Genomic DNA, 19,462 nt, shown 5'->3' with positions numbered 1-19,462 from the left:
CGTATAAGAAATAGGTTCGCGGTCAACCGGTGGCCCTCGTGCGAGAGACTGAACCCATGCCCAGCTCCGATCCGCGTCCCTCCGTGACCCCGCCCATGAGCAAGGCGGACTACGTCTACGGCGTGCTGGCCGAGGAGATCCGCTCCGCCCGCATCCCGGGCGGCACCGCGCTGCGCGCGGCGGCGATCGCGCGCCGCCTCGGGGTGTCGGTCACGCCGGTCCGCGAGGCGCTGCGCCGGCTGGAGAAGGACCGGCTGATCAGCTACGAGGCCCACCACGGCGCCACGGTGGTGGACCTCGGCGACGACGCGCTGGAGGAGTTCTACGGCCTGCGCGCGGTGGTCGAGGGCCTCGGGGCCCGGCTGGCCGCCACGCGGATCACGCCCGAGGAGCTGGACTGGCTGCGCGAGCTGCACGCCGCGATGGCCCGCGACGCCGCCGGCGGACGACTCGACCGGCTCGGCGAGCAGAGCCGCCACTTCCACCTGCGCATCGCCGACATCGGCGGCCCCGCGTTCCTGGGGCAGCACGCCCGGGCCGTGCACGACAGCTTCCCGGTGCCCGCCACCGCCTCGCTGTGGCTCGACCCCGGCCAGGTGCCGCACCAGATCGAGGCGCACGAGGGCATCCTGGACGCGCTGGAGCGCGGCGACGGCGCGGCCGCCGAACGGCTCATGATCGAGCACGTGCGGCGGGCGGGCGAGCACCGCCGCGACAACCCCCCGACCGGCTGACCCACCCCGTCCCGGCCGCGCGCCCTCCCGACCGGGCCGGCGGACGGTCAGACGGTGAGCTCGGCGCGGATCCCGTCCAGCACGTCCGCGGTCTCCGCGACGTCGTGGGCCGAGCGCGACAGCCGGGCGAACGCCTCGTGGTGCGCCTCGACCGTCCCGGGGTCGTCCACCACGGTCGAGCCGTGCAGCAGGTGCAGCACCAGCACGCCCGGCCGGCCCCGCCCGCCGAAGCCCAGCAGCGTGAACGGCGGCCCGTGGTAGAGGTGGCCGGTCTCGGTGCACGGGCGGGCCACCTGGACGGCGACCCCGGGCCGCCCGGCCGCCGCCGCGATCGCGTCGACCTGTCCGACCCGATCCTCCGGGCACGCCAGCGGCGGGTCGAGCAGCGCCCTGCGGTCCACGACCGCCCGCACGCGCGGGCCGCCGTCACGGTCCAGCAGCTGCTGCCTGCGCAGGATCGTCCCGGCTCCGGCCTTGACCTGCTCGGGCGTCATGCCCGGGTGGCCGCAGGCGCGGACCGTCGCCTCGGCGTAGGCGGGCGTCTGCAGCAGGGCGGGGACGAACATGGGCGCGTACGCGTCCACCTCCGCCGCCTCGTCCTCCAGCGCCAGGAACCGCGACAGCCACAGCGGGATCTCCGGCGCGTCGAACCAGCCGGGCAGCCGCTCGCCGCGCAGCAGCGCCAGCACGTGCCGGCGCTGGGCGGCGTCGTGCACGCCGTACAGCTCCAGCAGGGTGTCGGTGGTGGACTCGCGCGGCGCGACGTGCCCGTGCTCGATGCGGTAGACCGTGGACGTGTTCAGCCCGGCGGCGTCGGCGGCCGTCTTCATCGACAGCCGGCGGGCGTTGCGCAGCGCGGCCAGCCGCGCCGCAACGATCGTATGCATACGTCGAATCCCCCACGCCGGCGAGAGTGAGCCAGGCCAGGACCTGGTGTGTTGCAACATACCGGCGCTTGATGCACGATGGCCACCACTTGATCCAGACCAGTCATGCATACGCCGACCGGGAAGGTCCCACGCCGTGGCCTACACGTGGATGCTGCGCCCCGACTACCGGACTCCCCCGGCCCCCGCCGGCGAGGCCGTCCCCGCGGGCCCGTGGCGCCACGCCGACAACGGGCAGGTGATGAACGGCGTCTACGAGCGTTTCCTGCCCGGCCGGCGGATCGAGGTGGTGGCGATCTGGTACGGCTACGTGCTGAGCCGCTGCGACGGCCCGCGCATGCCCCGCTTCACCAGCCCCCTCGTCTCCGCCTGGAACCCGGTGCTGGCCCAGGGCCTGACGGCCGGGCCGAAGGCGCCGTCGCCGTACCGGGACGAGCGCTGGAGCGACCGGTGGATCGCCGAGGCGCTGCTGTACGGGCGCAAGCCCTTCGGGGTGTTCACGCTGCCGGTGGAGGAGGCGATGCGCTGGTTCACCCGCAGCGGCGGCACGGCCCTGGTCTACCGGGCGCAGCACACCGGCGAGGGGCTGGTGCGGGTGGTGGCGGGGCTGTCGGAGCCGTACGGGCGGCTGTTCGACGTGGACGCGCTGATCGCGGACTACCGGCGGGCGCTGCCGGGCGACCTGGGCGAGGAGGAGGCGGAGGCGCTCGCCGCCCACCGGACGTCCTCCCCCGCCCTCGGCTACGTGCTGCGCGACGACGCGGAGGGCTCGTTCCGGCGGGCGCCGCTGTCGGTGCGCGGGCTCACGCTGGGCTATCCGCCGCACGAGACGGCGGCGCGCATCCTCGCCGAGAAGGGTGCCAGGATAGGGGTGTGATCCGCGGCGTCCTGCTCGACCTCGACGGCACCCTCCTCGACCACCGCTCAGCGGCCGACGCGGCGGTCATCGGCTGGGTGTCCCACCACGCGCCCGGCCACCCGCGCCTGGCCGAGGTCGCCGCGCTGTGGGAGGCGCTGGAGGAGCCGCACCTGCGGGCCTGGCACGCGGGCGAGTGCTCGCTGGAGGAGCAGCGCCGCCGGCGGATCCGGGCGCTGTGCGTGGAGCTGGCCGTCACGGTGCCGGACGACCTCGACGCGGCGTTCGGCGCGTACGCCACCCGCTACCGGCGGAGCTGGAGCGCCTACCCGGACGCGGCGGAGGCGGTGGCGGCGCTGGCGGGATTCCGGCTGGGGGTGCTGACGAACGGGTCGCAGCACATGCAGGAGGCGAAGGTCCGGGCGATCGGCCTCGGCGGGCAGGTCGGGCCGGTGCTGACGGGCGAGGTGCTGGACGGGCACTACAAACCGGCTCCGGGCTCCTACACGGCCGCGGCGCGGGCGCTCGGGCTGGCGCCCGGCGAGGTGCTGCTGGTGGGCGACGACGTGGTCAACGACGTGACGGCGCCGGCGGCGGCCGGGATGCGGTCGGTGTGGCTCGACCGGCTCGGCGTCCAGCCGGCGCCCGCGGGGTTCCCGCGCATCACGTCGCTGGCCGAGCTGCCCGCTCTGGCCCGCGGCGACCTGCCCCCGTCCTGATCCGCCACCCCAGGAACGCCCCACCCCACGAGCGCCTCACCCCACGAGCCCCCGCCCCACGAGCGCGCTCGTGATCGCGTGGGGTCAGGGGGCGACCTCGGACAGGGCCGAGGAGGCGAGGTCGAAGCCGCCGACGCAGGCCAGGTAGTCGCCCGTGGCGAGCGGGTCGCCCAGGTAGAGGCCGCCCGCCTGCCGGACGAGCAGGGCGCCGGCCGCCACGTCCCACGGGTTGGCGCGCGTGCCGTACGCGGCGTCCGACCATCCGGCGGCGACGTGGGCGAGCTTGAGCGCGGCGCTGCCCACCCGGCGCACCGCCGAGAACGACGTCAGGAACCGGCTGTAGCGCCGCAGCGCGTCCTCGCCCTCGGTGGCCATGTCGCGGGGCGTCGGGTAGCTCGTCAGCAGCATGGCCTCCCGGTCGCCGGTGGCGCCGGCGCTGCGGATGGGGGTGCCGTTGCACCAGGCGCCCGCCGTCGAGGCGGTGAACTCGTCGTCACGCACCGGGTCGTACACGACGCCCGCGGCCAGTTCCCCGTCCACGGCAGCGGCGATCGAGACGCAGAAGAACGGCAGCCCGGCGGCGAAGTTGGCGGTGCCGTCGATCGGGTCGACGTACCAGCGCAGCCGTCCGGAGCCGGTGGACCCGCCCTCCTCGCCGAGGACGGCGCTGCCGGGCCAGCGGCCCTCGATGACGGCGCGGATGGTCTCCTCGGCCGCCTTGTCGTGCTCGGTCACGGGGTCCTGGAAGTCGCGTTTGGTGGCGACCTGCGGGCGGGAGCGGAACGCCTTGCGCAGCCGTGGCCCGACCGCCCGGGCGGCCTCGACGGCCGTCTCCAGCAGCGCGTCGTGCGGGAACTGCGTGTCGTCGTGTGGCGTGGCGTTCATGCCCGGCTCCCCCTCGATGGCGTCGGCACCCGCGGTGTCTCGACACCACGGTACGAGGACCCCTGCCCATTCCCGGCGGGAGCTCCCCTTCCGATCATGCCGCATGAAGTCCATGACCGTCGCATTTGTCTGGACATTATGACCTGCGTTAACCTGATCAGCATGACCGCGAATCTGGCGATCGACCTGGACCGATCCAGCCCCGTGCCGCTCTATTTCCAGGTGGCCGAGCAGATCGCCGAAGCGATCCGGCGAGGCGACCTGGTGCCCGGCGCCCGGCTCGACAACGAGATCCTGCTGGCCGACAAGCTCGGCCTGTCGAGGCCCACCATCCGCCAGGCCATCCAGTATCTCGTGGACAAGGGCCTGCTCGTGCGCAAGCGCGGCGTCGGCACCCAGGTGGTCCACGGCCAGGTCAAGCGGTCGGTGGAGCTGACCAGCCTGTACGACGACCTGCGCCGCTCGGGCCAGGAGCCGGCCACCCAGGTCATCGCCCTGGAGCCGCGGACCGTGGACGAGGAGATCGCGGCCATCCTCGGCCTGGAGCCGGGCGCCGAGGCGCTCTACCTGGAGCGGCTGCGGTTCGCGGCCGGCGAGCCGCTGGCCCTGCTGCACAACTGGCTGCCCCTCGGCCTCGCCCGGCTCGGCGCCACGGACCTGGAGACCAGGGGCCTGTACGAGCTGCTGCGCGGCGCGGGCGTGCGCATGCGGGTGGCCAACCAGCGCATCGGGGCCCGCGCGGCGGGCCAGAGCGAGGCCAGGCTGCTGGGCGAGCGGCGCGGCGCCCCGCTGCTCACGATGATCCGCACCACGTACGACGACCAGGGTCGCGCGGTCGAGCACGGCTCGCACGTCTACCGCGCCTCGCACTACTCCCTGGAGGTCACGCTCATCGAGCGCTGACCCGCGGCGAGGCGGCCGGCAGCCATGTCGATCAAGCGCTGACCTGCGGCGGAGCCCGCCGACGGAGCGCGGGCGAAATGCCCGCCGTCCCGGAGGCGTTGTTCCTGCCATAGGCATGGCGGCCCGCGACAGCCCGCCCGCATCGCCTCGGGGCCACCCGAAAGCCCGCCCGAGGACCCGCCCGAGGGCCTCCGGAGGACCGGACCGCCCGGGGACCGCCGCGGGGCCGCCTCAGGCCGTGCCGAGGCCGCCCTCCGCGGGCGGCGGCCTTCACGGAGGGAGGTCCCATGCAACCAGGGTCCGAGAACACCGGACCGGATCCGCGGCGCTGGAAGGCCCTCGCGGTCACCCTCGTCGTCGGCTTCATGATCTTGCTCGACGTGACCATCGTGGCCGTGGCCCTGCCGTCCATGCAGCGCGGCCTCGGGGCCTCCCCCGCGCAGGTGCAGTGGGTGGTCTCCGGGTACGCGCTCACGTTCGCGCTCTCCCTCGTCCTGGCCGGGCGGCTGGGCGACGCGATGGGCCGGCGGCGCATCTTCCTCGTCGCGCTGGCCGCGTTCGTGCTGTGCAGCATGGCCGCCGGGGCCGCGCCCACCATCGGGCTGCTGGTCGCGGCCCGGCTCGCGCAGGGGATCGCCGCCGGCTTCCTCGCCCCGCAGAACTCCGCCCTGATCCAGCAGATGTTCCGGGGCGCCGAGCGCGGGCGCGCCTTCGGCCTCTTCGGGGCGACCGTCGGCATCTCCAGCGCGGTCGGCCCGATCACCGGCGGCCTGATCCTCGCCCTGGCGGGCGCCGAGCAGGGCTGGCGCTGGATCTTCTTCGTCAACGTGCCGATCGGGGTGGCCGCGTTCACCCTGGCCGCCCGGCTGCTGCCGCACGCCCGCGGCGCCCGGCGCGGGGCGCTGGACCTGGCGGGTGTGCTGCTGCTCGGCGCCGGTGTGTTCCTCCTCATGTTCCCGCTCGTGCAGGCCGACGCGGGCGGCGTGCACGAGCTCTGGTGGATGTTCCCCGCCGGGGCGGCGCTCCTCGCGGCGTTCGTGCTCTGGGAACGGCGGGTCGCGGCCCGCGGCCACGACCCGCTGCTCGCCCCCGGACTCATCACCGAGACACGCGGCTACGCGCCGGGCGCGGCGCTCGCGACGGTCTACTTCATCGGGTTCAGCGGCGTCTGGCTGGTCTTCGCGCTGTACTTCCAGAACGGGCGGGGGTTCTCGCCGCTGATGTCGGGGTTGTGCGTCACGCCGTTCGCGATCGGCTCGGCCTGCGCGGCGGTCGTGGCCGGGCGGCTGGTGGAGCGGCTGGGACGGCTGCTGACCGTGCTCGGGCTCGCCGGGGTCGTGGTGGGGCTGTCGGCGGCGGCGCTGCTGCTGGGCTTCGCCTCCCCGGGCGTGGCCGTGTGGGCGGCGATCCCCGCGCTGCTCGTCGGCGGCGTCGGCAGCGGCTTCGTGATCTCGCCGAACATCACCATGACGCTCAAGGAGGTGCCCGTGCGGATGGCCGGGGCGGCCGGCGGCGCCCTGCAGACGGGCCAGCGGCTCGGCGGCGCGGTCGGCACGGCGGCCCTGCCGGGCGTGTACTACCTGGTGCTCACCTCCAGCGGCGACACCGCGCAGGCGGTGACCGTGGCCCTGGGCGCCGCGGTCGGCGGTGTGCTGGTCGCCCTCGCCATCGCCGTGGCGGAGTGGCGGCGGGACGGCCGGCCCGGGCCGTGCCCGCCCGAGGTCGCCCACGGCCACACCCACGCCGGCCAGGGCTGACAGCCCCCACAGGAATCCATCCTCATCAGACGCCCCTTGCCATACCGGGACACGATCCCGCATCATGCCTGATGGGTTCGGCGTCGCACCGTGAGCGGCCGGGCCCGAGGGGACCGGGGCTCCATCGCCTGAAGGAAGGGAGCGGACCGCTACCCGGTGGAACGTCTCCAGGAGACAGCGATGTCGCATCGCACGCACACCCGAACAGCGGACGACCGAGCGGCCGACGGCCGCGGCGAGCCCGACCGGCCGGAGTCGCCGAACCTCGACTTCGCGGGCACCACCCCGTACGAGGACTACGTCCACGCGGACGTCCTCACCCACCTCCAGCACCCTCTGTCCGACGACCCGGGCGAGATGGCGTTCCTGGTCACCACCCAGGTCATGGAGCTGTGGTTCACCGTGATCGTCCACGAGTGGGAGACCGCCGGCCGCGCGCTGCGCGAGGACCGGCTGCCCGTCGCGATGGCCGCGCTGCGGCGCAGCGCGCGCGAGCTGGAGGCACTGAACGCCTCCTGGCGGCCGCTGGCGCGGCTCACCCCGGCCGAGTTCAACGCCTACCGGGCCGCGCTCGGCGAGGGCTCGGGGTTCCAGTCGGCGATGTACCGGCGGATGGAATTCTTGCTCGGCGAGAAGTCGTCGTCCATGCTGGTGCCGCACCGGGGCGCGGCGCGCGTCCACGAGGAACTGGAGAAGGCGCTGCACCAGCCCAGCCTGTACGACGAGGTCCTGCACCTGCTCGCGCGGCGCGGCCACGCCGTGCCGCGGGCCGTGCTGGAACGGGACCTGTCGCAGCGCTACGAGCCCAGCGCCGAGGTCGAGGCGGTGTGGGCGGCGATCTACTCCGGCGACCGGGACACCGACCTGGCGCGGCTCGGCGAGGCGCTGACGGACGTCGCCGAGCTGGTGTGGCGCTGGCGCAACGACCATCTCGTGGCGACCCGGCGCGCGATGGGCGCCAAGACCGGCACCGGCGGCTCGGCGGGCGTCGCGTGGCTGGAGAAGCGGGCCGCCAAGACCGTGTTCCCCGAGCTCTGGACGGCACGCAGCCATGTCTGATCTTTCCGTGGGTTCCGGCCTTCCCGACCGGGCGGCCCAGCGCGAGAAGGCGCGCAAGCTCGACGAGGCCGACCCGCTGCGGGCCAAGCGCGCGGAGTTCGTCCTCGACGACGACACCGTCTACCTCGACGGCAACTCGCTCGGCGCGCTGCCCGCCGTCGTGCCCGACCGGATGGCCGACGTGGTGGCGCGGCAGTGGGGCAGGCTGCGCATCAGGTCGTGGACGGAGTCCGGGTGGTGGACGGCGCCGGAGCGCGTCGGCGACCGCGTCGCCCCGCTGGTCGGCGCGGCGCCCGGCCAGATCGTGGCCGGCGACTCCACCAGCGTGAACGTCTTCAAGGCGCTGGTGGGCGCGGTCCGGATGGCGGGCGAGGGGCGCGACGAGATCGTGGTGGACGCCACGACGTTCCCCACGGACGGCTACATCGCCGAGTCGGCGGCGCGGATGACGGGCTGCCGCCTGGTGACCGCCGACCCGGCCGGCATCGTGGACGCCCTGGGTCCCCGTACCGCCGTCGCCCTGGTCAACCACGTCGACTACCGCAGCGGGCGGCTGCACGACCTGCCGGGCGTGACGGCCGCCGCGCACGAGGCGGGCGCCCTGGCGGTGTGGGACCTGTGCCACAGCGCGGGGGCGCTGCCGGTGGGGCTCGACGAGCACGGGGTGGATTTCGCGGTCGGCTGCACGTACAAGTACCTCAACGGCGGCCCCGGCTCGCCGGCCTACCTGTACGTCCGCCGCGACCTGCAGTCCCGCTTCGACTCGCCGCTGCCCGGCTGGAACTCCCACCGCGATCCCTTCGGCATGTCGGGCCGGTACGAGCCGGCGGACGGCGCCCCGCGCGGCCGGGTGGGCACGCCCGACATCCTCTCGATGCTGGCCCTGGAGGCGGCGCTGGAGGTGTGGGACGGGGTGCCGATCGAGGCGGTGCGGGACAAGAGCCTGGCCCTGACCGACTTCTTCCTGGAGTGCGTCGCCGCGTACGTGCGGCCGGGACGCGTCGAGTCGATCACCCCGTCCCGCCACGCGGAGCGGGGCAGCCAGGTCGCGCTGCGCTGCGCCGGGGCGGGCGCGGTGATGGAGACGCTGATCGCCCGCGGGGTGGTCGGCGACTTCCGGCACCCGGACGTGCTGCGGTTCGGCTTCACGCCGCTGTACGTGTCGTTCACGGACACGGAACGGGCGGCGCGCGTGCTGGCCGAGGTCGTCGCGGCCGGCACGTGAACGCCGTCGCGCGCGACGCCGCCGAGCAGGCGTCGGCCTTCTCCCACCCGCGCGCGCGGCCGGACGCCACCGTCTCCTACGGCCCCCACCCCGACCAGCTCGTCGACCTCTACGCCCCGCGCACCGGGCCACTCGGCGACCCCGCGACCGCTCCCTCCGAGAGACCCGGCACGGGGAAAGAGCCCCTCACCGTCTCCGGCATGGAGGGGGCGCCGCTCGTGGTAGTCCTGCACGGAGGGGCGTGGCGGGCGGCGTACGACCGGTGGCACGTCTCCCCCTTCGCCGCCTTCCTGGCCCGCCGGGGCCTCGCGGTGGCCTCGGTCGAGTACCGGCGGGGCGGCGCGGCGGCGGGCGCGGCGGGGCGCTGGCCGGAGACGTTCGACGACGTGGCGGCCGCCCTCGACGCCCTGCCCGCCCTCGTGGCGGACGCGCTGCCCGAGGCCGACCCGGGTCGCGTCGTGCTCACCGGCCACTCGGCGGGCGGGCACCTCGCGCTGTGGGCCGCCGCCCGCCACGCGCTGCCACCGGGCTCGCCGTGGCGGCTGCCCGGGCCGTCCGTCGCGGGCGTGGTGGCGCTGGCGCCGATCGCCGACCTCGTCCGGGCGCGCGAGCTGTCCGTGTGCTCGGACGCCGCGCTCCAGTTGCTCGGCGGGCCGGACCGGTTCGAGGAGCGGCGCGCGTCGGCCGACCCGGCGACGCTGCTGCCCACGGGCGTGCCCACGACGATCGTCCACGGCCGCGACGACGTCGTCGTCCCGGCCGAGGTCACCGCGTCGTACGCGCGGTCGGCCGCCCGAGCGGGTCAGACGGTACGCCTCACGCTCGTGGAGGACGCCGGCCACTTCCCGCTGATCGACCCGGCGGTGGACGCCTGCGCCCTGGTCGCCGGGGAGGTCACGCGCCTCCTGGCCCGTACGTGAGCGGGGTCGCCGGGGACGTCAGGTGGCCGGCCTACCGGGCGGCCGCACGACGAGTGCCACCACGGCGGGCAGCGGGAACAGCAGCAGGTAGAGGTTCGGGATCCACCACATCAGGGAGAAGTCGCCGCGCAGCGTCCAGAACGCGACGGCCATGAGCCCGGAGGCCATGGTGAGCACGAGGGAGACGAGCATGAGCGTCGTCCCCGCGGCCGACGCGGCGGCCCGCCTGAGGAGCCAGAGGCTCGTCAGCCCGGTGGCGCCGGCGGCCAGGTCGATCCAGAGGAACGACCAGTTCCAGGCCACCATCACCGGATCGGTGTAGCCGGCGAAGGCCCACTCGGGCGGGATCAGCCCGAGGCCCGTGACGGTGAAGTAGGCGACGAAGCCGACGTCGGTCGCCAGCATCAGCGCCTTAGTCGTTCGCAGCACGGGCGATCAGCTCCATCAGGTAGGCGCGCGTCCGGGCGTGCAGCTCCGGGTCGGGCTCGCCGAGGCCGAGCAGCCGCACGGCCCACCAGCCGTCCACCGCGAGCCGGACGGCGGTGGCCGCGGCGGGGTCGACGCCGTCGCGGGTCAGGCGCTCCTGCCAGGCGGCGAACCGCGCGCGCAGCGGCTCCAGGCCCTCGGGATCGACGAGGACACCGGCGAGCAGCGCGGCGGTGACCCGGTCGGGCGCCTCCGAGGCGCGCGTCTCGGGCACGGTGGCCTCGACGTAGGCGCGCAGGAAGTCGCCCGGCCGGTCGCCGGCCCGCGCCAGCGCCTCGTCGAAGGCGCCGACCAGGCGCTCCACCATGGCCCTGACCAGGGCCTGCTTGGTCGGGAAGTGGTAGAACAGGCCGCCCTTGGACACGCCCGCGCGCTGCGCGACCGCCTCCAGCGTGAGCGACTCCGCTCCGTCCGACAGCAGCACCTCGGCCGCCGCGTCCAGGAGCCGGTCTCGGGAACTCGGTCTCGGCATGCTCGAAACTATACCGGTCAGCCGGTACAGTTTCACAGGGCTGCCAGAACGCCGGGAGCCGCCCGGGCCGCTCAGGCGGGGCCGGGGCCGGCTCAGGACGGGGGGCCGGGCAGCTCAGGACGGGGGCTGGGCGGCTCAGGACGGCGGGCGGCTCAGGCGAGGGCGGCGCGGATGGCGTCCTGGGCGGCGTCGCGCAGGCGGGCGTGGACCAGCGCGTTCTCCTCGCGGTCCGTGCGCACCTCCACCACGCGCGGCCCCTCGCCGCGCAGCGCCTTGGGCAGGTCTCCCAGCTCCTCCACCAGCCGGTACGGCGTGCGGGTCGCGGCGGCCACGTACTCGAGGTCCACCCCGTGCGGCGTGCCGAAGACCCGCTCGAACGGGTCGCGCAGCGCCGCCTGCGGCAGCAGCGAGAAGATTCCGCCACCGTCGTTGTTGACCACCACGATGCACAGGTCGGGCCGGGGCTCGCGCGGGCCGAGGACGAGCCCGTTCTGGTCGTGCAGGAACGACAGGTCGCCGAGCAGCGCGTACGACGGCCCGTTGTGGGCCAGCGCGGCGCCCATCGCCGTCGAGACGGCGCCGTCGATGCCGGAGGCGCCCCGGTTGGCCAGCAGCCGCAGCCCGCGCCGGGGCCGCATGGCCTGGTCGAGGTCGCGGATCGGCATGGACGAGCCGCAGAACAGCAGGGCGCCGTTGGGCAGCGTGTCGGCCAGGTCGCGGGCCAGGCGCGGCTCGCTCGTGCCCGAGGTGTCGAGCACCTGGTCCACCGCGGCCCGCGCCGCCTGGTCGGCGTGCCGCCAGGAGTTCAGCCAGCCGTCGTCGCCGGAGGCCACCGGGATCTCCACGGCCTGCGCCACCTGGGTGGCCGAGCGGGTGGGGTCGGGCCAGCGGTCGAGGGCGGGCGCGACGACGATGTGCTCCTGGACGCGCTTGAGCCACGACAGCAGCGGGCGCGAGAGCCCCGGCCGGCCGAGCGTCACCACGACGTCCGGCGCGTGCGCGTCGGCGAACTCCGGGGTGGCCAGCAGGTGGTGGTAGGTCGAGACGGTGTGGTCGCCGTAGCGGCCGCCGCCGTTCGGCTCCGACAGGACGGGCCAGCCGGCCATCCCGGCGGCGGCGACGTAGCGGCGCACGTTGGCGGCGCCGTCGCCGATCACCAGCACGCCGCGCCGCGTCGGCGGCAGGTGCAGCGCGACGGGCGGCGGCGCCACGCGGGTGCGCACCCACGGGCCGGTCGCGTCGCCGTCGAGCGGCTCGCTCCACGAGGTGTCGCCGTCGGGGATCAGCGGCTCGCGGAAGGCGAGGTTGAGGTGGACCGGCCCGGGGTCGGCGGGCCCGGCGGCGCGCTGGTAGGCGCGGCAGGCCAGCGACCGCCAGTAGGCGACCTGGCCGGGACGGTCCTCGGGCGTGCCCACCTCGGCGAACCAGCGGGCGGCCGTGCCGTACAGCTTCACCTGGTCGATGGTCTGGTTGGCGCCGGTGCCGCGCAGCTCGGGCGGCCGGTCGGCGGTGAGCACGAGCAGCGGGACGCCCGACTCGCTCGCCTCGATGACGGCCGGGTGGAAGTTGGCGGCGGCCGTGCCCGAGGAGCAGATCAGCGCGACGGGCCGCTCCGAGCGCCGGGCCAGGCCGAGCGCCAGGAACGACGCCGAGCGCTCGTCCACGCGCACGTGCAGCCGCACCCGCGACTCGGCGTGCAGCGCCAGCGCCAGCGGCGCCGAGCGCGAGCCGGGCGCGATCACGACGTCGGTCAGGCCGCAGCGCACCAGTTCGTCGACGAGCACCGTGGCCAGCGCGGTCGCGGGATTCACCGGGACGCCTCCTGCATTCGGCCGAGCCACCGGGGCGATTCGATGGCGAACTCTGACAGGGCATGCTCGTCCACCTCGGGCCGCCGCACGCGCAGCGCGCCGCCCTCGGGGACGAGGGGGTCGGCGGTGACGTCGCCGGACAGCAGCGTCATCGTGCCGAGCCCGCACGCGTACGGCAGCTCGGGCAGGGCGGCGGCCAGCGCGAGCCCGGCGGCCAGCCCCACGGACGTCTCCACGGCGCTCGACACGACGGCGGGCAGCCCGCACGCCTCGACCACGCGCAGCGCCTGCCGCACCCCGCCGAGCGGCTGCACCTTGACCACGGCGACGTCGGCCGCCTCGGCGGCCCGCACGCGCAGCGGGTCCTCGGCGCGGCGGATCGACTCGTCGGCGGCGATCGGCACGTCGCAGGCGCGCCGCACCCGGGCCAGCTCCTCCAGGGTGGCGCAGGGCTGCTCGGCGTACTCCAGGCCGAACCGGTCGAGCTCCTTCAGCCGGCGCACCGCCTCGTCGGCGCTCCAGGCGCCGTTGGCGTCCACGCGCAGCCGCCCGGCCGGCCCGAGGGCGTCGCGCACAGCCTCGACCCGGGCCAGGTCGTCGGCGAACGTCTGGCCGGGCTCGGCCACCTTGACCTTCGCGGTGGCGCAGCCGGAGCTCCGTACCAGCTCGAAGGCCCGCTCGGCGGGCACGGCCGGGACCGTGGCGTTGACCGGGACGGTGTCGCGGACCGGCGCGGGCCAGCCCTCGAAGGCGGCCTCGCGGGCGCAGGCCAGCCAGCGGGCGCACTCGCGCGGCCCGTACTCGGGGAAGGGCGAGAACTCGCCCCAGCCCGCCGGGCCGCGCAGCAGCACGCCCTCGCGGGCCGTCTGCCCGCGGAAGCGGGTGCGCATCGGGATGCGGAACACCACGGGATCGCGGGTCAGCCCCCGCTCCCCATCGCCGCCGGCGTCACCGGTCACACCCGTGCGCCACCCGTCCAAGCCGGATCGCGCGCCCCGCCCTGCCACCACCGCGTCACCACTGAGTCAGTACCGATCTGTCGCCACTAACCTTACGAGCATGCCGAGCACGCCGTCGCATCCGGACCGCCCGTTGAGCGCGGTCGTCATGCCGCCGGGCCCCGAGCTGTCCGCGGCGGTGCGCGACGCGCTGAGCGGCGCGGGGCCGGCCGTGCTGCCGCTGGCCCCGGGGCCGGCGGCCGACGCCGCGATCGCCGCGCTGCGCCCCACCGACGTCGGCGGCGAGCCGCTGGAGGGCGGCCGCGGCGTGCCGGGCGACGTCGCCGTGGTGATCGCCACCAGCGGCAGCACGGGCGCGCCCAAGGGCGTCATGCTCTCCGCGCGGGCGCTGCGCGCCTCGGCCTCCGCCTCGCTGCGCCGCCTCGGGGCCGCCGAGGGCGAGCGGTGGCTGTGCTGCCTGCCGCCGTCGCACGTCTCCGGCCTCCAGGTGCTCGTCCGGGCGCTGCTGAGCGGCACCGAGCCGATCGTGCACGACAGGTTCGCCCCGGAGCGGGTGCTGGCCTCCGGCGCCCGCCACGTGTCGCTGGTGCCCACGCAGCTGCACCGGCTGGTCGCCATGCGGGCCGACCTGTCGGTGTTCGCCACGATCCTGCTCGGGGGCGCGGCGGCCCGTCCCGCGCTGCTGGAGGAGGCGCGCGGGCTCGGCGCGCGGGTGGTGACGACGTACGGGATGAGCGAGACGTGCGGCGGCTGCGTGTACGACGGCCGGCCGCTCGACGACGTGGACGTGAAGGTGGGCGACGACGGCCGGATCCGGGTGGCGGGGCCGGTGCTGTTCTCCGGTTACCGCTCGGGCGAGCCGGTGGCGCGCGACGGCGCCTGGTTCGTGACCTCCGACCTGGGCGAGCTGACCGGCGGGCGGCTGCGCGTGCTGGGCCGGGCCGACGACGTGATCAACACCGGGGGCGAGAAGGTCGTGGCGGGCGCGGTGGCCGCGGTGCTCGGCGCCCATCCCGAGGTGGCGGACGTCGCGGTCGTCGGCCGGCCCGATCCCGAGTGGGGCGAGGTGGTGGTGGCCGTGGTGGTGCCCGCCGACGCCTCCCGCCCGCTGACGCTGCCGCAGGTGCGCGCCTACTGCGCCGAGCGGCTGCCCGCGTACGCCGCGCCCCGCGAGCTGCGCCTCGTGCCGCGGCTGCCGCTGCTGCCCAACGGCAAGCCCGACCTCGTACGTCTGCGCTCCGAAGCCTCCGCACGGCCCGCCTGACGCGCCCGCGCAGGAACCCGATGACCATCCGGTGCGTCAAAGCAGGGAAGAGCAAGGAGGGAGCCTTCATGGATCAGACCCGCAAGATGTGGGCATCCGCGGCGGTCGTCGGCGTCATCGTCGTCGGCGGCGTCTCGGTCGCGGCGGCCGCCTCGGCGGGCAGGCTCGAGAAGGTCTCCAAGGAGACCAAGGCCGTGGTTCAGGTCGATCCCGGCCAGGTGGCCGAGCTCACCGGGCAGACGCCCGCCCCGTCGCCCGACACCGTGGTGTCCCGGGACGTCAACCCCGACCCCGACGCGGTCCTCGACTACTGGACCGACAAGCGCATGGAGGACGCCGAGCCCATGCCGATGCCCGAGGGCGAGCCCGTCAAGGTGACCGAGGGGCCCGCGCGAGGGGCGCCCGACGGCAAGCCGGGCCAGGTCAGCGGCAACTAGCCGGCCGCGGGCCGCGCGTACCCGGGGTGGGCCGCCACGAGGCGGTCCGCCCCATTTTCGTCCTAACGGGAACAAATAGCGGCAGATGGCGTTATTGATACTGGTGCGCCGAGCGGCCCGTACCGCCCCACCACAATCTGCCTGATCGCTTCAACTCCGTATGGAGGAGGTGTCCTCATGCCCCGAACCGCCGTGGCGACCCCACCCGCGACCCTCGACCAGCTCATTGACCGAGGGCGAGCACAGGGTCACCTTTCTCTCGCGGAGCTGCGTCACGCGTTCGCCGAAGCCGGGATCAACCCCGCCGAAGGCCGGTCGATCCTGCGCGAGCTCACCGAGGCGGGCGTCAGCCTGGCCGCCGAGGACGAGCCGTCCCTGAGCCGGTCCGCGGCACGCACGACCGCGAGGAAGACCACCACGACGAAGACCGCTACCAAGCGCCCGGCCAAGCCGAAGTCTACCGGCTCCGGTGCCGCCGAGTCCAAAACCGACATCACGTCCGTTCCCTCCGTGGTCGGCACCGGCGACGACGCGCCCGCGGCCCCCAGGAAGACCCGGGCCAAGTCCACCAAGGCCGCCGCCAAGCCCGCGGATCCCGGCGCCGAGGCTCCCGCCGACGCCGAGCCGGACCCGGACGCCCTCGCCATGGGCGCCGAGGGCGAGGAGACGGAGCTGGAGACCGAGGTCCTGGACCTCGACGACAACCAGTCGGCCATGGGCGACTCGGTCCACACGTACCTCAAGTCGATCGGCCGCCGCACGCTGCTCACCGCCGCGCAGGAGGTCGAGCTGGCCCGGCGCATCGAGGCCGGTCTGTACGCCGAGTACAAGCTGGAGACCGACCCCACGCTGTCCCCGGCCGCCCGCGACGACCTCGACCTGGTCGTCCAGGACGGCAGGGAGGCCAAGGACCACATGCTGGAGGCCAACCTCCGGCTGGTCGTCTCGGTGGCCAAGAAGTACACCGACCGCGGCATGTCGCTGCTCGACGTGGTCCAGGAGGGCAACCTGGGCCTCATCCGGGCGGTCGAGAAGTTCGACTACACCAAGGGCTTCAAGTTCTCCACGTACGCCATGTGGTGGATCCGCCAGGCCATCCAGCGCGGCTTCGCCGACTCGGCCCGGACGATCCGGCTGCCCGTGCACGTGCTGGAGATGCTCTCGAAGCTGTCGCGCATCGAGCGGGACATGCACCAGCGCCTCGGCCGCGAGCCCACGCCGGAGGAGCTGGCCAGGGAGCTGGACAAGACGCCCGACCAGATCGAGGAGCTGCTGCGCACCAGCCGCCAGCCGATCTCGCTCAACGCGACGATCGGCGAGGACGGCGAGACCACGATCGGCGACCTCATCGAGGACGTCGACTCCCCCGAGGCGTCGGAGATCGTCGACCGCCAGCTGCTGGGCGACCAGCTGCGGGGCGTGCTCGACAACCTGTCGCCGCGCGAGTCGAAGATCATGGCGCTGCGGTTCGGCCTGGTCGACGGCAAGCCGCACACCCTCGACGAGATCGGCAAGCACCTGGGGCTGACCCGGGAGCGCATCCGGCAGCTCGAGAAGGAGTCGCTGTCCAAGCTGCGCCACCCGAGCAACACCCGTCCGCTGCTCGACTGGGCCAGCTGACCCGGCACATCGCGCGCACCACGAAAAGCCCCGGCTCTCCAGCCGGGGCTTTTCGCCGCCTTCACGCGGAAGCGGCCTTCACACGGAAGCGGCCTTCGGACCGAGCCGGTCTTCAGAGGACCGAGGGGGCCGTCAGAAGGACCGAGAGGGTCAGCGCACCGCGGGGACGGGGCGCGGGATGCGCGGGATGCCCCACAGGCGGTTCTCCTCGCGCAGGGTGCGCAGCCGCTCGACCTCGTCGCTCCACAGCCGCCCCGCCGGGGTGGCCTTGGCCTTGCGGCGGGCGATGCGGTCGTCGTAGGCGCGGACGCCGAACGTGGCCCGCTGCCCCGCCTCGGCCGCCCGCAGCGCCTCGGTCAGCGCCTTGTCGAACGCCGTGCCGGCGCCCAGCAGCTCGATCTCGTCGGCGTCGGCGGCCCGCAGGTCGCGCAGCACCCGCTCGGCCGTCCTGGCCTTCTCCAGCAACTCGGGGAAGCTCTTGGAGATCTCCAGGTCCGCGTGGTAGCGGACCTCGGCCTCCCGGCTCACCCGCGGACGGAAAAACGCCATCGGCTCTGCCCCTTCGCACAGTCGTTCTGTTGTCCGCGACAAGGGTACGCCTCTCCGCGACACACCACGTCATCGGACCGCGGCGACCGCCTTTACATAGTAAGATCCCGGCATGCCCGCCAAGAGGCCACCGGTCCCCCTGTCCCGCGAGCGCATCATCGAGACCGCGCTCCACATCGCCGACACGCAGGGGCTGCGCCGGCTCACCATGCGCCGGCTCGGCGACGCCCTCCAGGTGGAGGCCATGGCCATCTACCACCACCTGCCGCGGGGCAAGGAGGCGCTGATGGACGCGCTGGCCGAGCACGTCACCGCCGTCCACGTGGAGCCGGCCGCGAGCTGGCAGGACACCGCCCGGGCGTGGTGCCGGGCCAGCCGCGAGCTGCTGCGCGACCACCCGGGTGTGCTGGCGCTCGCGCTGACCAAGCCGCCCAAGGGCGCCACGGCGATCTCCATCAGGGAGCAGACGGACCAGCTCGCCGAGGCGGGCCTGCCGGACGCGGCCGAGGCGGTGCGGGCGCTGCGGGCGTTCGTCTTCGGGAGCGTGGCGGTCGAGGTGCAGCAGTCGGGCTGGGCCGACCCCGAGGTGGACGAGTGGGTGCGGCGCGACGAGCGGGCCGACGCCGACTTCGAGAGCGGGCTGGACGCGCTGCTGCGGGGCCTGCGCGCCTGACCCGCGGGCCGTCCGGGTCCGCGGTCCGGCGGCGCTGGAGGATCGCTACAGAAGATCTCGCGCCCCGGCCGGGCAAAGGGTTGCGAACATAGTGGCGTGTCGAGCTTGGCCCGTTATCCTGCATAAGGCACGCTGTGTCGAGGGTCACACCATCCGGGCATCCTCCTCTAACAGTCCGAACGGACTATGTCGGATTATGTGACATACGCCGCACACTTGCTAAGACCATCAGCCCGAGCCGCTCCCGTGCCCGCGGGGGCCTTTCACGAGATATCGGAGGCACGCCGATGTGCCCGCACGACCCGGTCTGTCCGTCCGCCGAGGCGCCCGACCGTGAGGCAGCACGCACCGTCGCGTGCCACCCCGAGCAGGGGTGGAGCCTGCTCTGCAACGGCGTGGTCCTGTTCGAGGACACCGGGGAGCTGCTGCCGGGCGGCACCGCCATCGCCCCGCACCGCCCCGTCGTGGGCGCCGCCTGAGCCGCGTGTCCTCACCGGACGTCGCCACGCGGAGGCCACCGGGCACGCGCCGCCCGGCCCTCCTCCACCGTCAGCTCACGCGTACGCCCCTCACCGTCAGCTCGCGTACGCCCCTCACCGTCGGATCACGCGTACGCCCCTCACCGTCGGATCACGCGTACGCCATGATCCAACCGGCGACCACCTCGCCGACCCGGGCCGGGTCCTTCTTCAGGTCGTGCCCCTCCCCCGGCAGCACCACGAGCCGCGCCGCGTCCGCGGCGTCCGGCACCCCGAACGGGTCACGGTCCCCGTTCACCACGAGCACGTCCACGCCCGCGCCGCGCAGCTCGTCCGCCCTGGAACGTTCCGGCTTGCCGGGCGGGTGCAGCGGGAACGCGAGGGCGACCGCGGCCGCGGCCCCGACGTCCTTGGCGGTGCGGCAGGCGACCCGCGCGCCGTTGCTCCGCCCGCCCTGCACCAGCGGCAGGTCCGGCACGGCCGAACGCAGCTCCGCCAGGACGGCGCGCCACGCCTCGTCCTGCCGTACCGGCGAACCGGGGGCGCGGGCCCCCGCGAGCCTGAACGGCTGCGTCACCCGGGCGACGCTCGCCCCCGCCGCGAGGGCCGCGTCACGCACGGCCAGCAGGTCGGGCGCGTCGACTCCCCCGGCCGACCCGTGGGTCAGCACGAGCAGCAGCCGGGGCCGCTCAGCCTCCTCCACCTGGACCAGCGCGGGCCCGCGCGGCGTCATGACCTCCATGCGAGAACCGTATCGGGCGACGCCC

General features: G+C 74.8%; 21 protein-coding genes. 13 read left to right on the top strand and 8 right to left on the bottom strand.

Features of this window, described 5'->3' with window-relative positions:
• Window positions 1-56 precede the first annotated feature (56 nt).
• The gene (locus HTZ77_RS16005) at window positions 57-734 is read left to right on the top strand and encodes a GntR family transcriptional regulator (protein WP_235994760.1); all 678 of its coding nucleotides are present in this window, start codon (window positions 57-59) and stop codon (window positions 732-734) included.
• 47 nt (window positions 735-781) lie between these two features.
• On the opposite strand, the gene HTZ77_RS16000 is transcribed toward HTZ77_RS16005, so the two are convergent.
• A complete protein-coding gene (locus HTZ77_RS16000) occupies window positions 782-1,621 on the bottom strand; it encodes a helix-turn-helix domain-containing protein (protein ID WP_175590392.1) in 840 nt (279 codons plus the stop codon).
• A gap of 136 nt (window positions 1,622-1,757) precedes the next feature.
• Here HTZ77_RS16000 and HTZ77_RS48220 point away from each other — a divergent pair, with 136 nt between their 5' ends.
• A complete protein-coding gene (locus tag HTZ77_RS48220) occupies window positions 1,758-2,498 on the top strand; it encodes a hypothetical protein (protein WP_175590391.1) in 741 nt (246 codons plus the stop codon).
• A complete protein-coding gene (locus HTZ77_RS48215) occupies window positions 2,495-3,196 on the top strand; it encodes an HAD family hydrolase (protein ID WP_175590390.1) in 702 nt (233 codons plus the stop codon). Before HTZ77_RS48220 ends, HTZ77_RS48215 begins: the two co-directional genes overlap by 4 nt.
• Before the next feature lie 84 nt (window positions 3,197-3,280).
• On the opposite strand, the gene HTZ77_RS15985 is transcribed toward HTZ77_RS48215, so the two are convergent.
• The gene (locus HTZ77_RS15985) at window positions 3,281-4,081 is read right to left on the bottom strand and encodes an inositol monophosphatase family protein (RefSeq protein ID WP_175590389.1); all 801 of its coding nucleotides are present in this window, start codon (window positions 4,079-4,081) and stop codon (window positions 3,281-3,283) included.
• Window positions 4,082-4,243: 162 nt separating this feature from the next.
• Here HTZ77_RS15985 and HTZ77_RS15980 point away from each other — a divergent pair, with 162 nt between their 5' ends.
• The 5 genes from HTZ77_RS15980 to HTZ77_RS15960 all read left to right on the top strand — a co-directional run bounded on the left by HTZ77_RS15980 (window position 4,244) and on the right by HTZ77_RS15960 (window position 9,945).
• On the top strand, window positions 4,244-4,984 hold the full coding sequence (locus tag HTZ77_RS15980; protein ID WP_175590388.1) for a GntR family transcriptional regulator: 741 nt from the start codon (window positions 4,244-4,246) through the stop codon (window positions 4,982-4,984).
• Between the two features lie 287 nt (window positions 4,985-5,271).
• Complete coding sequence (locus HTZ77_RS15975) at window positions 5,272-6,741, top strand: MFS transporter (RefSeq protein ID WP_175590387.1); 1,470 nt, start codon at window positions 5,272-5,274, stop codon at window positions 6,739-6,741.
• Window positions 6,742-6,921: 180 nt separating this feature from the next.
• Complete coding sequence (locus HTZ77_RS15970; RefSeq protein ID WP_175590386.1) at window positions 6,922-7,800, top strand: tryptophan 2,3-dioxygenase family protein; 879 nt, start codon at window positions 6,922-6,924, stop codon at window positions 7,798-7,800.
• Window positions 7,801-7,807: 7 nt separating this feature from the next.
• Entirely contained in the window at window positions 7,808-9,025 is a 1,218-nt protein-coding gene (gene kynU, locus HTZ77_RS15965) for a kynureninase (protein WP_328808609.1), read from the top strand.
• Complete coding sequence (locus HTZ77_RS15960; protein ID WP_175590384.1) at window positions 9,022-9,945, top strand: alpha/beta hydrolase family protein; 924 nt, start codon at window positions 9,022-9,024, stop codon at window positions 9,943-9,945. Before kynU ends, HTZ77_RS15960 begins: the two co-directional genes overlap by 4 nt.
• 18 nt (window positions 9,946-9,963) lie before the next feature.
• Here the strand turns inward: HTZ77_RS15960 and HTZ77_RS15955 are convergent, their stop codons facing one another.
• The 4 genes from HTZ77_RS15955 to HTZ77_RS15940 form a co-directional block, all read right to left on the bottom strand.
• On the bottom strand, window positions 9,964-10,374 hold the full coding sequence (locus tag HTZ77_RS15955; protein WP_205302724.1) for a DUF5360 family protein: 411 nt from the start codon (window positions 10,372-10,374) through the stop codon (window positions 9,964-9,966).
• Window positions 10,358-10,903 carry a TetR/AcrR family transcriptional regulator gene (locus HTZ77_RS15950; protein ID WP_175590383.1) on the bottom strand — a complete coding sequence of 182 codons (546 nt, stop codon included), beginning with the start codon at window positions 10,901-10,903 and terminating at the stop codon, window positions 10,358-10,360. The genes HTZ77_RS15955 and HTZ77_RS15950 overlap by 17 nt, the downstream gene beginning before the upstream one ends.
• 152 nt (window positions 10,904-11,055) lie before the next feature.
• Window positions 11,056-12,714 (bottom strand): 2-succinyl-5-enolpyruvyl-6-hydroxy-3-cyclohexene-1-carboxylic-acid synthase, encoded by a 1,659-nt coding sequence (gene menD, locus HTZ77_RS15945; protein WP_175590382.1) that lies wholly within the window; start codon window positions 12,712-12,714, stop codon window positions 11,056-11,058.
• Entirely contained in the window at window positions 12,711-13,622 is a 912-nt protein-coding gene (locus HTZ77_RS15940; RefSeq protein ID WP_175590792.1) for an o-succinylbenzoate synthase, read from the bottom strand. Before HTZ77_RS15940 ends, menD begins: the two co-directional genes overlap by 4 nt.
• A gap of 151 nt (window positions 13,623-13,773) precedes the next feature.
• On the opposite strand from HTZ77_RS15940, the gene HTZ77_RS15935 reads away from it, so the two are divergent.
• The 3 genes from HTZ77_RS15935 to HTZ77_RS46205 all read left to right on the top strand — a co-directional run bounded on the left by HTZ77_RS15935 (window position 13,774) and on the right by HTZ77_RS46205 (window position 16,994).
• On the top strand, window positions 13,774-14,937 hold the full coding sequence (locus HTZ77_RS15935) for an AMP-binding protein (RefSeq protein WP_175590381.1): 1,164 nt from the start codon (window positions 13,774-13,776) through the stop codon (window positions 14,935-14,937).
• Window positions 14,938-15,005: 68 nt separating this feature from the next.
• Window positions 15,006-15,374 carry a hypothetical protein gene (locus tag HTZ77_RS15930; protein ID WP_175590380.1) on the top strand — a complete coding sequence of 123 codons (369 nt, stop codon included), beginning with the start codon at window positions 15,006-15,008 and terminating at the stop codon, window positions 15,372-15,374.
• Window positions 15,375-15,551: 177 nt separating this feature from the next.
• Window positions 15,552-16,994, top strand: coding sequence for an RNA polymerase sigma factor (locus HTZ77_RS46205; RefSeq protein ID WP_235994759.1), 1,443 nt, complete (start codon window positions 15,552-15,554; stop codon window positions 16,992-16,994).
• Window positions 16,995-17,144: 150 nt separating this feature from the next.
• Here HTZ77_RS46205 and HTZ77_RS15920 read toward each other — a convergent pair whose 3' ends face one another.
• Window positions 17,145-17,543, bottom strand: a complete 399-nt coding sequence (locus HTZ77_RS15920; RefSeq protein WP_175590379.1) for a hypothetical protein — start codon at window positions 17,541-17,543, stop codon at window positions 17,145-17,147.
• A 112-nt stretch (window positions 17,544-17,655) separates the two neighbouring features.
• Between HTZ77_RS15920 and HTZ77_RS15915 the strand changes: the two genes are divergently transcribed.
• Window positions 17,656-18,216, top strand: a complete 561-nt coding sequence (locus tag HTZ77_RS15915) for a TetR/AcrR family transcriptional regulator C-terminal domain-containing protein (protein WP_175590378.1) — start codon at window positions 17,656-17,658, stop codon at window positions 18,214-18,216.
• A 287-nt stretch (window positions 18,217-18,503) separates the two neighbouring features.
• Complete coding sequence (locus tag HTZ77_RS15910; RefSeq protein ID WP_175590377.1) at window positions 18,504-18,695, top strand: DUF5999 family protein; 192 nt, start codon at window positions 18,504-18,506, stop codon at window positions 18,693-18,695.
• Between the two features lie 151 nt (window positions 18,696-18,846).
• On the opposite strand, the gene HTZ77_RS15905 is transcribed toward HTZ77_RS15910, so the two are convergent.
• Entirely contained in the window at window positions 18,847-19,437 is a 591-nt protein-coding gene (locus HTZ77_RS15905) for an alpha/beta hydrolase family protein (protein ID WP_175590376.1), read from the bottom strand.
• Window positions 19,438-19,462 lie beyond the last annotated feature (25 nt).

Source organism: Nonomuraea montanisoli, assembly GCF_013363975.1.
GTDB classification, from domain to species: Bacteria; Actinomycetota; Actinomycetes; order Streptosporangiales; family Streptosporangiaceae; genus Nonomuraea; species Nonomuraea montanisoli.
The sequence above is the reverse complement of the archived record's forward strand: the minus strand, read 5'-3'. Positions and strand labels throughout refer to the sequence as shown.

Coding starts and splice junctions, on each gene's coding strand:
- HTZ77_RS16005 (WP_235994760.1), top strand. CDS start 57: ATGCCCAGCTCCGATCCGCGTCCCTCCGTGACCCCGCCCATGAGCAAG.
- HTZ77_RS16000 (WP_175590392.1), bottom strand. CDS start 1,621: ATGCATACGATCGTTGCGGCGCGGCTGGCCGCGCTGCGCAACGCCCGC.
- HTZ77_RS15985 (WP_175590389.1), bottom strand. CDS start 4,081: ATGAACGCCACGCCACACGACGACACGCAGTTCCCGCACGACGCGCTG.
- HTZ77_RS15980 (WP_175590388.1), top strand. CDS start 4,244: ATGACCGCGAATCTGGCGATCGACCTGGACCGATCCAGCCCCGTGCCG.
- HTZ77_RS15975 (WP_175590387.1), top strand. CDS start 5,272: ATGCAACCAGGGTCCGAGAACACCGGACCGGATCCGCGGCGCTGGAAG.
- HTZ77_RS15970 (WP_175590386.1), top strand. CDS start 6,922: ATGTCGCATCGCACGCACACCCGAACAGCGGACGACCGAGCGGCCGAC.
- HTZ77_RS15950 (WP_175590383.1), bottom strand. CDS start 10,903: ATGCCGAGACCGAGTTCCCGAGACCGGCTCCTGGACGCGGCGGCCGAG.
- HTZ77_RS15935 (WP_175590381.1), top strand. CDS start 13,774: ATGCCGAGCACGCCGTCGCATCCGGACCGCCCGTTGAGCGCGGTCGTC.
- HTZ77_RS15930 (WP_175590380.1), top strand. CDS start 15,006: ATGGATCAGACCCGCAAGATGTGGGCATCCGCGGCGGTCGTCGGCGTC.
- HTZ77_RS46205 (WP_235994759.1), top strand. CDS start 15,552: ATGCCCCGAACCGCCGTGGCGACCCCACCCGCGACCCTCGACCAGCTC.
- HTZ77_RS15920 (WP_175590379.1), bottom strand. CDS start 17,543: ATGGCGTTTTTCCGTCCGCGGGTGAGCCGGGAGGCCGAGGTCCGCTAC.
- HTZ77_RS15915 (WP_175590378.1), top strand. CDS start 17,656: ATGCCCGCCAAGAGGCCACCGGTCCCCCTGTCCCGCGAGCGCATCATC.
- HTZ77_RS15910 (WP_175590377.1), top strand. CDS start 18,504: ATGTGCCCGCACGACCCGGTCTGTCCGTCCGCCGAGGCGCCCGACCGT.
- HTZ77_RS15905 (WP_175590376.1), bottom strand. CDS start 19,437: ATGGAGGTCATGACGCCGCGCGGGCCCGCGCTGGTCCAGGTGGAGGAG.